This is a genomic window from Pseudomonas sp. NBRC 111131 (assembly GCF_001320525.1).
In the GTDB taxonomy this organism is placed as follows: Bacteria; Pseudomonadota; Gammaproteobacteria; order Pseudomonadales; family Pseudomonadaceae; genus Aquipseudomonas; species Aquipseudomonas ceruminis.
Genome location: NZ_BCBH01000062.1, coordinates 1 through 11,281, shown reverse-complemented (window position 1 = coordinate 11,281; position 11,281 = coordinate 1). Strand labels below are relative to the sequence as shown.

Sequence of the window (11,281 nt, the reverse complement as noted above, 5' to 3'; positions counted from 1 at the left end):
GTTAAGCGATAAACTGCAACGAGGTGAATCATGGCAAGACAAGCAACCCCAATGAAACAGACCCGCACCCGCCATTCCCAAGCCTACAAGGACGAAGCGCTGGCTTTGGCCGAGCGCATTGGCGTCAGCAAGGCTGCCGAACAGCTCGGCCTGCATGCTTCCCAGCTCTACGGCTGGCGGAGCAAGAAGCACCAGACTCAGTCCGGCAGCGAGCGCGAGCAGTCGCTGGCCGACGAGAATGCCCGACTCAAGCGGCTGTTGGCCGAGCACGCCGAGGAGCTGGCCATCGTAAAAAAGGCCGCCGCGTACTTTGCCAAGAGCCTCAAGTGAAGTACGCCTTCATGAGGACTCATACCGCGCATTTCTCGATCCAGGCCATGTGTCGCGTGTTGGGCGTTGCCCGCAGCGGTTACTACGCTTGGTGCTCTCGCAGGCCGTCAATGCGCCAGCGGCGAAGAGCCGAACTGGATCGGCAGGTCGCTCAGGCATACAGCGCACGCAAGGGCCGCAGCGGGGCTCCACGGCTTTGCCACGACCTGCGGGAAGCCGGCCTACCCTGCAATCGCAAGACGGTAGCCGCCTCGATGCAACGGCAAGGACTGCGTGCCAAGGCCGCCAAGAAGTTCAAGGCCACGACCAATTCTCAGCACTCCCTGCCAGTGGCAGAGAACTTGCTCAAGCAGGATTTCAAGGCATCTGCGCCAAATCAGAAATGGGTGGGTGACATCACCTACCTGTATACGGAGGAAGGCTGGCTGTATCTGGCAGTGGTCATCGATCTGTATTCACGGATGGTGATCGGCTGGGCCATGAACGAACGCATGACGGCCGACTTGGTTTGCGATGCCTTGCACATGGCGCTGTGGCGACGTAGGCAGCCTAATGACGTGATCGTGCATAGCGACCGCGGCAGCCAGTACTGCTCAGCGGCTTACCAGGAGCTGATCCGCGCCCATCACTTGCGATGCAGCATGAGCGCCAAAGGCAACTGCTACGACAATGCCTGTGCAGAGAGCTTCTTCCACAGCCTGAAGGTCGAGTGCATCCACGGCGAGCGCTTCACGAGCCGCGCCCAGATGCGTGAAACCGTGTTTGAATACGTCGAAACCGATTACAACCGCCAGCGGCGACACAGCACGCTGGGGCACATCAGCCCAGAGGCCTTCGAGGCCAGGATGTGTGCTTAAACCCGTGTCCACGGCTGCTGGGCAAGATCAGATCACCATCGCCAGCGCTTTCAGGCCGCGATGGATACCTACCTTGACCGCAGAACTGGAAAGACCGGTCAGTTGAGCCGTTTCCTCTACCGAACGGCCTTCCAGTTTCACATGAATGATGGGCAGACGCTGACGCTCGGGCAGGTGCTGTAACAGCTTGCCCAGATCACGCCGGGCCTCCGCCGGGCGGCTATCCTCCACCTCGAACATGTCTTCGTCCAGCGAATCGGACAGCGCATCGCGGCGGGCGAACGCACGGAAGTGATCGGCCAGCTTGTAGCGGGCGATCGCCTGCACCCACACGGTCAGCGGCTGTTCGGCGCGATAGGTGTGCCTTGCGTTGTGCACGGCCAGCAGTACCTCTTGCAACAGGTCCTCGACCTCTCCCGGGCGCTGCGCCAGGCGTCGGCGAAGGAAACCGCGCAGGTGCGAACTGAGCGCGGTGAGGAATTCGCGGTATGCGGCCTCGTCGCCAGCCAACCCACCCAGAAGCAATGACTGCAGGCGCTCTTCGCGCGTGGCCATGACCTCATAGCTTGTAGTTCGCTCCATTGGCCGCCTTAGTTACACCGCAGGTGGATATTTTTCATTGAGCCCAGACTGCATCATATCGGCCGCAACGCCAAAGGTTTCAATCGGCGCAGGTGCACCGAAAGAAATCTCAACATTTTTCTGCCGCGCTGTAACCGTATCGACTGCTACGACGAATTACCTGTCGGACCGTCACACCGAGCTGACGGCCATCCAGTCCATTACGGAGATATGCCATGAAAAGCATCGCCCTCGCTACCGCCGCACTCGCCCTCGCCTCCATTGCATCCACCGCCATGGCCGACAACCAGGCCACGCCAAGCGTGGAAAAATGCTACGGCGTCTCCCTGGCCGGCAAGAACGACTGCGCCGCCGGTGCCGGCACCAGCTGCGCCGGCACCTCCAAGGTCGACTACCAGGGCAATGCCTGGAAGAACGTCCCGGCAGGCACCTGCACCTCGATCAAGACCCCCAAGGGCATGGGCTCGCTCACGCCGATCAAGTCCTGAGCGCAGGCGCCGCCGATCATGCACGCTCCTATGCCACTGGGTGCCGGCCTTGGTTTGAAGGCCGAGCACTACGACGCCGCCCGGGACTGCAGCGCAGCCGGGCTGTGGTTTGAGGTCCACCCAGAGAACTACATGGTTGGCGGTGCTCGCCTGGCCCACCTGGAAGCGGTGGGCGAACGGCATCCGCTGTCGCTGCACGGGGTCTCCCTGTCCCTGGCGGCGGACGCCGCCCCCGACCCGACGCACCTCCAGCGCCTGCGCAGGCTGGCAGACCACGTGCGACCGGCGCTGGTATCCGAACACCTCGCCTGGTCCACCTGGCGCAATCACTATTACCCGGACCTGTTGCCATTCCCGCGCAGCCACGAGGCCCTGGTACGCATCGCAGACAACATACAGCGTACCCAGGATGCCCTGGGGCGCAGCATTGCCATCGAAAATCCCAGCCATTACCTGCACCTGGACGGCCACGACTGGGATGAAATCGACTTTCTCACCGAGCTGACGCAGCGCACTGGTTGCGCCCTGCTGCTCGACATCAACAACGTGCACGTCAGCGCGCACAACATCGATTTTGATCCGGCCGCCTACATCGATCGCTTCCCGGGCCAGGCCGTCGCGGAGATTCATCTGGCGGGGCACAGCCATGACGCCGGCGGTGCGTTGCTCATCGACTCCCACGACGCCCCGGTCGCTGACCCGGTCTGGGCCCTGTATCAGCGCTTGATCCAGCGCATCGGCCCGCGCCCGACGCTGATCGAGCGCGATGACAACGTACCCGCGTTCACGGCATTGCTCGGCGAACGCGCGCACGCCCAGGCCATGCTCGACCGACTGGGAGCGACGCAATGATCAGACGTCTCGAACACTTCCAGGACGCCTTCATCGAGGCCTTGCAGGTACGTGCCGCCCCGGAACTGTCCGCCCTCACCGCGCAACCCGGCTTTCAGGTGTACCGCAATACCGTACTCAAGGGCTGCGTCGAGGCGCTGTGTGACAACTTCCCCAGCGTCGAACGCCTGGTCGGCCGTGACTGGCTGCGCGCGGCGGCGGTCGTTCATGCCAACGCCTGCGCACCAAGCGATGCCCGCCTGATCTTCTACGGGGCGGACTTTCCCGCGTTTCTCGCGGCCTTCGAGCCGGCCCGGGAGCTGCCCTACCTGGGCCCGGTGGCCCAACTCGACTACCTGTGGATAGAGGCCTTCTGTGCCGTGCAGGAGCCCGCGCTGGAACTTGCCAGCCTGGCCGGCGTGTCGCCCGAGGCACTGGCAACCTGTCACCTGCGCCCGCGCGCCAGCGCACGCTGGCGGTGGTTCGACGAGCAACCGATCTACAGCCTCTGGCGCTGCAACCGCGAAGGGGTGGACCTGCCTGACAACCTGCCCTGGCAGGGCGAAGGCGCTTTGCTGGTGGGCCATTGCGATGGCGTCACCTGGCACGCGCTCGAACCCGCTGGCTGCGTGTTTCTGGACGCCTGCGCTGCCGGACACGATCTGGAGCGGGCCTCGGCCCTGGCCTTGCAGCGGCAAGGCGACCTGGACTTTACCGACCTGCTCAGCCGCTTGCTGGGTGCCCGCGTGTTCTCTCCCCTTGTTCTTGCATGAAGGAAATAGCCATGGATATCACCCAGCCGTCGTCCAACAACAGCCGCGCCACAGTGCGTCAACGCTGGGACCAGGTGTGCGACCTGCTTCAGCGCCTGATCAGCGACTCGACGCTCAGCCTGGTGGCGCGCATCAGCGTTGCGGCGATCTTCTTTCTCTCGGGGCGCACCAAGGTCGAGGGGCTGTTGACCATCACCCCCGGTACCTATGAGCTGTTTCGTAGCGAATACGCCCTGCCGCTGCTGTCACCGCACCTGGCCGCCCACCTGGCGACCTATGCCGAGCATGTGTTTCCGCTGCTGCTGATCGTCGGCCTGTTCTCGCGCCTGTCTGCCCTGGCGCTGCTGGGCATGACTGCGGTCATCCAGGTATTCGTCTACCCCGATGCCTGGCCAACGCACCTGTCCTGGGCCGGATTGCTGCTGGTCATCATCGGCCGGGGCGCCGGGGCGTGGTCGCTGGACAGGCTGCTGCGCATTCGCTGAATGCGACTGGCGCAGGCAATGCTGTGCGCTTCAGGTCGTGGGCGCTCCGTGCCCCTCTACCGTTTATGAGAGAGGGGCAGGAACCGAGGCCCACGGCTGAATGCATCAAGGCTATTACGGCAGGTACGGCAGGCTCAGGGGCTCATTGCCCGGCCGGTACATTGCCCGCCGTCTGCCCGAAGAGGATCTTCTTGCCCGCCTCGGTCACCGTCGGGCGGCTGGAGAACGGCTCACCCCTGGCGTAGGCCCTGACCGTGGCCGGGCGCTGGGCGATGGCCTCGAACCAGCGGCGCACATGGGGGAAGTCGTCGAGGTTCTGCTGCTGGTTCTTCCACGGCACGATCCAGGGGTAGCACGCCATGTCGGCAATGCTGTACTGCTCGCCGGCAACGAAGGTGCTGTCCGCCAGGCGACGATCCAGCACGCCATAGAGGCGGTTGGTTTCGTTGACGTAGCGGTTGATCGCGTAGGGGATCTTTTCCGGTGCATAGATCCCGAAATGATGGTTCTGCCCGGCCATCGGCCCAAGCCCGCCCATTTGCCAGAACAGCCATTCCGTCACCGTCTTGCGGCCACGCAGGTCGGTGGGCAGGAACAACCCGGTTTTTTCCGCCAGGTACAGCAGGATGGCGCCGGATTCGAACACCGTCACTGCTTCCCCGCCATCGGCCGGCGCAGTGTCGATGATGGCGGGCATGCGGTTGTTCGGCGAGAACGCGAGGAAATCGGGCTTGAACTGGTCGCCCGCGCTGATATCCACCGGGTGGATGCGGTAGTCCAGGCCGGCCTCTTCCAGAAACAGGGTGATCTTGTGGCCGTTGGGTGTTGGCCAGTAGTAGAGCTCGATCATCGTTGGTGGTCCCCGTGAAGGTTCAAGTGACTGTCAAGCAGGGTCAGCGCTGGCCGTACCATGCCTTCGAGCAGTTCACGCTCCGGCCGCGTTCGGGCCAGGACGCGAACGCCCAGGAGAATGCCCAGCAGCAGGCGCGCCAGATCGTCCGCCGGCTGCGCGCAGGTAATGGCGCCGCTGTGCTGGCCGGCCAGCACGCAGCGCCGGAAAAAGGCCTCGATCTGTATCAGGACAGCAGCCACGGCGCGCTGGAAGTCGGGGTCGTCCGGTGAGGCCTCAAGGGCGGAATTCACCAGCATGCAACCCTTGTGCTGGGGGTCGTTGAGCGAGCGTTCGAGTATCTCGTCGAAGAACGCCTCGATGGCCTGGCGCGGCGGCAGGACGCCTTCGAATCGCCGCACCCGGTCGGCAAAACCCTCTTCGACGTAATGGTCCAGCGCACGGCGATACAGCGAGCGCTTGTCGCCAAAAGCGTTGTACAGGCTGGCACTGGTCAGCCCCATGCCCTGGGCCAGGTCACGCACCGAAGTGGCCTCATAGCCACGGGCCCAGAAACATTGAACGGCTGCATCGAGCACCGCCCTCTCATCGAACTCTCTTGGCCGAGCCATCCGTACTCCCATTGCCAGGCCAACACAGGTGTTGCCCTTTTTCTGTAGACGGCCCTATTCTAGATCGAACGATCTAAAACACAAGACAGGACCCCACCCGCATGATTCATTTCTACTACCACCCCACGCCCAACCCGGCCAAGGTCGCCCTGTTTCTGGAAGAAACCGGGCTGCCCTACCAGCTGGTTCCTCTCGATACCGGCAAGGGCGAACAGCACACCGCGCAGTTCCGGGCCATCAACCCCAATGGCAAGGTCCCGGCCATCGTCGACAGCGAAGGCCCCGGTGGCCGCGAGGCACGGGTGTTCGATTCGACCGCCATCCTGCTCTACCTCGGCGAAAAGACCGGGCAGCTCATGGGCGCGCCGACCGACAAACCCGAACTGCTGTCGTGGCTGATGTTCATCGCCACGGGTATCGGGCCGTTCTCCGGCCAGGCCGTGCACTTCCAGTATGCCGCGCCGGAGAGCATCCCCTATGCAATCAACCGTTACCGGCGCGAAGCCGAACGGCACTACCAGGTGCTGGATGAGCACCTCGCCGGGCGCGACTACATCGTGGGCGACAGCTACACCCTGGCGGACATCTCAGCCTGGGGCTGGATCGACCGTGCCTCGCGCGTGCTCAAGGGCGAAAGCGACCCGCTGGCCGCCTACCCCAACATCCAGCGCTGGTTCCAGGCCATCGATGCGCGCCCGGCGGCGGCCCGTGCCCGTGAAGTGGGCAAGGACCACGCCTTCAAGAAAGACCTCGACGAGCAGATGCGCCGCGCGCTGTTCCCCTCCAACTACCCGGCGTAAGCCTCACCGGGTCAGCGTGCCCAGCGCACGCTGACCCCCGGACACGATCCCCAGAGAGGTGTGGCATGCAACCCATTGAAGGCATCGTTTTTGATCTCTACGGCACGTTGTACGACGTGCACTCCGTCGTCCAGGCCTGCGAAAGCGCCTACCCGGGCCAGGGTGAGGCCATCTCCCGCCTGTGGCGACAGAAGCAGCTCGAATACACCTGGCTGAGCAGCCTCATGGGCCGCTATGCCAGCTTCGAGCAACGAACCGAAGAAGCCCTGCGCTACACCTGCAAGCACCTGGGGCTCGCCACGGATGAAACCACTCTGCGGCAGCTCGGCCAGGCCTACCTGCACCTGGCTCCCCACCCGGACACGACCGCGGCCTTGCGGCGGCTGAAAGCAAGCGGCCTGCCCATGGCCATCGCCTCCAACGGCTCGCACCACTCCATCGAGCAGGTCGTCAGCCACTCGGACATGGGCTGGGCATTCGACCACCTGATCAGTGTCGAAACGGTCAAGGTGTTCAAGCCGGACAACCGCGTCTACAGCCTGGCCGAACAAACCATGGCCATCCCCAGGGACAGGCTGCTGTTCGTCTCGTCCAACAGTTGGGATGCGACCGGCGCCCGGCACTTCGGCTTTCCGGTGTGCTGGGTCAATCGTCAGGGGGCCGTGTTCGATGAATTGGGCGCCACCCCGACCCGTGAAGTACGTGACCTGGGCGAGATGAGCGACTGGCTGCTCGATTGAAGCTGTCCGCGCGAACGGCGCCCATGGATGATGGCCGGGGCGCCGTTCGGGCCAGGGCTGCTAGTGAACAAGGCGAATGCCGTCGATGCGTACCTGTTCCCCAGGCGAGAAGGCTTGCCCCGGCGTACGGAAACGCTCGCGAGTGCCGTCATCGTTTTTCACCCTGTAGGCGTTTTCACTCAGGCCCGCCGATGCCATCGCTGCGCGGTGGGCTCAGAGGTTGTCGCTGTCGGTCAGGTAATTGACCAGGCGCCGAAGCCAGGGCGCGATCAACAGCACCACCGGAATCATCATCAGCCAGGACAACACCCAGGCCTTCGACCAGTGCCCCATGAACCGTTCCACGGGAAACAGCGGACGGCTGGCAATTGCCGAGGCAATCGCACAGGTAATGGCCGACTGCAACAACGCAAAAAGATGGTGCCCGTGGCGTTTCGATAGCTTGATCACTGTACATGCCCCCTGGTTACGGGAAGCGCGCCATGCGCCTCCGCCTCGATGCCCTCAACGCGTGAACGCCACAAAGGCGCCTGGCATGGCTGTTATCCTGCCGCGAATGCGCACAGTGGTTTTATCCGTCCGTGCAGAACATTTTACCGATTGTCCCCACTGCGCATTCTATGCGGAACGAGCCTGGAGGCAATGCGCTCGCCTGGCCGGGTCATCGCGACCACCGATGAGTCACCGCGACCACAAAAACTCCAGGTCATAACGACAACAAAAATCACAACCTACTGTTTTTAAACAACTTATATACTGGCATGGTTTGTGTTCAGCACAGTGCTCACCCACTGAATGCAAGGACAAACCATGCAGCACAACGAATTCGACAATCGCCTGGCTGTGGTCACCGGTGCCAGCTCGGGCATCGGTTAGGGGGCATGCCGAGATAAGGCAAAAATTAGGACATTCGTTCTGTAACCTGCTGTATCTAAAGGATTAACTTTGAGAGGCGCTGCTCAGTAGTGGCGGCTAAATATTGATCAATTATCTATGCCGAGATAATTGCAGATAATTCCCGCCGTCCGTACCCAGCGCGAGTTCATAAGATTGGAGAAATGCCGAGTTAGAGGGCCTGCGAACAGCTTTGGTCGAGGCTTTGCGCTTCGACGCATAACGGCTGCTTAGTACTGGGGGCTCTCCCAGAAGCGACAAAGGCGGCCTCAACGAGACCGCCTCAAACCAAGTTTCATCACCGGTACACGCACCCGGGAGAGGAAGCTCTTGGGCAGGTTTCAATAATAACACCGATCAAAGCGTCACTGCCAAAGCCCTCTCGCACTGCCGAGTAGCCTTCAGATAGTGTTCATTCGCTCTCTCTCGAAGCTACGGTGCGGATGGTTCGAGACCATCATGCGCAAACTCGGGGCCAAGATGACATTATCAAATGGCCAATTATCCTGGAGGCAGTTATGGAAAGGCTCCGCGAAAAACTGGATTTGCCGAGAGGCCACTACTATCTGCACGTCGCCGTACTGGCGGGCCTGCCGGTGTCGTTGATCTCCGATTTGGCAAGCGAGTTGGAGCGATCGCCAGCGCAGATCGCGCAGTGGATCACTGCGTCCCCCGGCAGTGCCGTGATGTCTATACAGGCTGGTGAGGTGTTCTGTCGTCTTATCGAGATCCTCGATGCGCTATTGGAGCTGTACGATGGGGATCTAGGAGGTGCGCTCCACTGGCTAACGGCACCGAATGTCGTGCTGTCCAATGAGAGGCCGGTCGAGCTACTGGTAACCGGATTTGGTACGCGCGCGGTGCGGCAGGCTATTCGTGCGATTGAATATGGACTGCCAGTTTGATCCCTGCCGGGGGCGGCCTTCGCGCTAGAAACGCTGGGTCATGTACCTATTTCATTACCGCTGTTAGTGAGCGGCGTATGCCCGAGTAGCTTCAGGTGTGTGATGGCTTCGGCCAAGCGCTCCTGTAGGCTCTGCACTTGCTGCGCCTGGATCGCTGAGGTTTCGCTCAGTCGGAACACCTCCTCCTGCAATGTGCCGCAGCGCTGTTCCAGGGCTTCATTCGCGCGCTCAGCGCCGATTAACGCACTCTGGGCGTCCTCCAAGGACTGAGCCTTCTGCGCCAGTAACTGTTGCTGCGCATGCTGCTCTTTTTGCAACTGGCGCGCCTCGGCGAGCAGGCGCGCATTGTCGCGGTTCAGCTGGGTCAACTCGTCCTGTTTGACGATCAGGGTCTGTTGGGGCCATGCCGAGATAAGGGGAAAATTCACTCATTTGGTCTGTAAGCTGCTGTTTTTTTATCATGAAGCCCACATAGCAGCTCCGATCACATCAAGCCTATCTTGCCTCCTCCCTCGCTACGCCAATTCCTCAGATATTGGGTGCTTCCCAGCACGACTAGCTGCCATTTCGCATCGCGCGGTCTGCCGTCCGAGAATGGGTTTCCACGCAGTTTGGTATCTGAGTTGCTGCTCACCCTGGCCTGTTTGCTAATGAACACAAAGACCAACCAGGGAGTAGCGATGAAACACCGGTGGAATCAGGAGGCGATGCGAATGCCGCCCGCCGAATACTTCTGCTTAAGCGCCAGTTCAATTTCGGCAACATATTTCTCGGGGGCCGTGCTGCAGGGCTCACCCATCAGTTGATGCACAGCCTTCACCGTTTCAGCCCGGATCTTGTGGTTGCTGACGACTTGGATCGCCAGCTGTAGGTTCGCCGGCTTACGGAAATCGCCCAACAGCTCGAGTTGATCCTGCAACTCGCGCTCGATGATATCCAGGGTAGTCACCTGCTTGAGAGTGGCCTCCGCCAACTCCAGCTCCACTTGGCTCAATCGCGCTTTGGTGGGAATCGCGTCCAGTTGTCGGCGTAGGGACAACAGGGTTTCCTGATACAACTGCTGATCCAGTTGCAGCCATAGACCCAAGCCTTTGAGCTTGCCGAAGGAATGCGGATACCAGCTCCGCTCCTCATACGGCTTCCCCTTTTCGTCTTTCCCCTTCTTGATGAGCAGGTACTCCCAGGAAACCTCCAAAGCATTCCGCTTCCAACGATTGAGCAGGACACCACCCACTTCAGTGGGCAGGGTGGAGAGAATCAGACCGGCTTTATTCTGCAAATCCCTGAACTTGATGCTCGCAGCCCGAACCCGGCCTATGAGGCTCTCCCGCTGTTTGAGCATTGTTTCGACCTTATGCCGACGGATGTTCTGCCGCTCGGTGGCACTCAGCTTCTTGAGTTCCCCCCTGACCTGCTCGTCATCCAGGCCCAGGTGGTTCAGGGCGCAGCAATTCCCTATCAGCACCTTCGAGTCGTCGTGCCGCTCGACGACGAAGCCGTGCTGATGCATTTGAGAACAGCGCTTCCCGTTCTTCTGGTACTGACAGCTAGCCTCGGGCTGAATCAGCCGGTAGGGCCGAAGCGGGTTTCGGTACTGATCCTTCGCCAGGGTGCTGTCCGAGGCGATCTCGTAAAGGGACAACAGCTCGGCGAGCGTTCTAATTTCCACAATGCCATTCGAAGGGGTCATCAAGTCCTCCTGGTAGGTCAGTCGTGCACAGAGCTGTATATTAACCCAGTAATTGCACAGTGGAATCATTGTGCAGAACCTACCAGTCGCCCCTGCCTTTTCACCCCATCTGATGCGAAGAGGTCAGGATGTGCCAGTGTGAGTTCCTCGCCTGCTCAATCCACAAGGACGTGGCCCCGCGCCGGAGCTGCGTAAGCCTGGCTGGAGCTCGCGGATCAGCTCGCGCACTACACTCGGCCAGCGAGGCGAATAGATTGAACGCCAGGTTCTCTCTTAGGTATGGGTAGGTATGGGGGCGACGGAGTCGTTGAGGCTTCGCAAGCCGACTTTTCGAACCATTGCTCGGGACATGCAGAGATAAAGGAAAATTAGGACATGCGCGCTACAACTGATTGTATTTAAAGGGTTATATAACCAGCGCAGCTGCTTCAGGATGGGCTTTATA

General features: G+C 61.2%; 13 protein-coding genes and 1 pseudogene. 8 read left to right on the top strand and 6 right to left on the bottom strand.

Annotated elements, in window-relative coordinates; genetic code table 11:
* Window positions 1-30 precede the first annotated feature (30 nt).
* Window positions 31-1,187, top strand: a protein-coding gene (locus APH34_RS27805) for an IS3 family transposase (RefSeq protein ID WP_105446839.1) whose coding sequence is annotated in 2 segments (ribosomal slippage) — window positions 31-289 and window positions 289-1,187 — 1,158 coding nt in all. Because the reading frame shifts where the segments join, the coding sequence is not laid out codon by codon here.
* A gap of 27 nt (window positions 1,188-1,214) precedes the next feature.
* On the opposite strand, the gene APH34_RS27800 is transcribed toward APH34_RS27805, so the two are convergent.
* A complete protein-coding gene (locus tag APH34_RS27800) occupies window positions 1,215-1,769 on the bottom strand; it encodes a sigma-70 family RNA polymerase sigma factor (RefSeq protein ID WP_054890520.1) in 555 nt (184 codons plus the stop codon).
* A 215-nt stretch (window positions 1,770-1,984) separates the two neighbouring features.
* Between APH34_RS27800 and APH34_RS27795 the strand changes: the two genes are divergently transcribed.
* The 4 genes from APH34_RS27795 to APH34_RS27780 are packed head-to-tail and all read left to right on the top strand — an operon-like array spanning window position 1,985 to window position 4,346.
* Window positions 1,985-2,257, top strand: a complete 273-nt coding sequence (locus tag APH34_RS27795; RefSeq protein WP_021703082.1) for a DUF2282 domain-containing protein — start codon at window positions 1,985-1,987, stop codon at window positions 2,255-2,257.
* Window positions 2,258-2,275: 18 nt separating this feature from the next.
* Window positions 2,276-3,109, top strand: coding sequence for a DUF692 domain-containing protein (locus APH34_RS27790; RefSeq protein ID WP_021703077.1), 834 nt, complete (start codon window positions 2,276-2,278; stop codon window positions 3,107-3,109).
* On the top strand, window positions 3,106-3,861 hold the full coding sequence (locus APH34_RS27785) for a DNA-binding domain-containing protein (protein ID WP_021703076.1): 756 nt from the start codon (window positions 3,106-3,108) through the stop codon (window positions 3,859-3,861). Before APH34_RS27790 ends, APH34_RS27785 begins: the two co-directional genes overlap by 4 nt.
* A gap of 11 nt (window positions 3,862-3,872) precedes the next feature.
* Entirely contained in the window at window positions 3,873-4,346 is a 474-nt protein-coding gene (locus APH34_RS27780) for a DoxX family protein (RefSeq protein ID WP_021703075.1), read from the top strand.
* A gap of 142 nt (window positions 4,347-4,488) precedes the next feature.
* Here the strand turns inward: APH34_RS27780 and APH34_RS27775 are convergent, their stop codons facing one another.
* Both APH34_RS27775 and APH34_RS27770 read right to left on the bottom strand, forming a co-directional pair.
* Window positions 4,489-5,196 carry a glutathione binding-like protein gene (locus APH34_RS27775; RefSeq protein WP_021703074.1) on the bottom strand — a complete coding sequence of 236 codons (708 nt, stop codon included), beginning with the start codon at window positions 5,194-5,196 and terminating at the stop codon, window positions 4,489-4,491.
* Window positions 5,193-5,807: a TetR/AcrR family transcriptional regulator gene (locus APH34_RS27770; RefSeq protein ID WP_021703073.1), complete on the bottom strand. Its 615-nt coding sequence runs from the start codon at window positions 5,805-5,807 to the stop codon at window positions 5,193-5,195. Before APH34_RS27770 ends, APH34_RS27775 begins: the two co-directional genes overlap by 4 nt.
* A gap of 101 nt (window positions 5,808-5,908) precedes the next feature.
* On the opposite strand from APH34_RS27770, the gene APH34_RS27765 reads away from it, so the two are divergent.
* Both APH34_RS27765 and APH34_RS27760 read left to right on the top strand, forming a co-directional pair.
* Entirely contained in the window at window positions 5,909-6,607 is a 699-nt protein-coding gene (locus APH34_RS27765; RefSeq protein WP_021703072.1) for a glutathione S-transferase family protein, read from the top strand.
* A 65-nt stretch (window positions 6,608-6,672) separates the two neighbouring features.
* Window positions 6,673-7,347, top strand: coding sequence for a haloacid dehalogenase type II (locus tag APH34_RS27760; protein WP_021703071.1), 675 nt, complete (start codon window positions 6,673-6,675; stop codon window positions 7,345-7,347).
* 213 nt (window positions 7,348-7,560) lie between these two features.
* Here APH34_RS27760 and APH34_RS27755 read toward each other — a convergent pair whose 3' ends face one another.
* Entirely contained in the window at window positions 7,561-7,797 is a 237-nt protein-coding gene (locus APH34_RS27755) for a DUF2798 domain-containing protein (protein WP_021703070.1), read from the bottom strand.
* Between the two features lie 962 nt (window positions 7,798-8,759).
* Between APH34_RS27755 and APH34_RS27750 the strand changes: the two genes are divergently transcribed.
* Window positions 8,760-9,146, top strand: a complete 387-nt coding sequence (locus APH34_RS27750; RefSeq protein WP_034000041.1) for an antitoxin Xre/MbcA/ParS toxin-binding domain-containing protein — start codon at window positions 8,760-8,762, stop codon at window positions 9,144-9,146.
* Between the two features lie 38 nt (window positions 9,147-9,184).
* On the opposite strand, the pseudogene APH34_RS27745 reads toward APH34_RS27750, so the two are convergent.
* Together APH34_RS27745 and APH34_RS27740 are read right to left on the bottom strand one after the other, a co-directional pair.
* Window positions 9,185-9,544: pseudogene (locus APH34_RS27745) on the bottom strand (cointegrate resolution protein T); the annotation flags it as partial.
* A gap of 299 nt (window positions 9,545-9,843) precedes the next feature.
* A complete protein-coding gene (locus tag APH34_RS27740) occupies window positions 9,844-10,836 on the bottom strand; it encodes a hypothetical protein (RefSeq protein ID WP_034000039.1) in 993 nt (330 codons plus the stop codon).
* Between the last annotated feature and the right edge of the window lie 445 nt (window positions 10,837-11,281).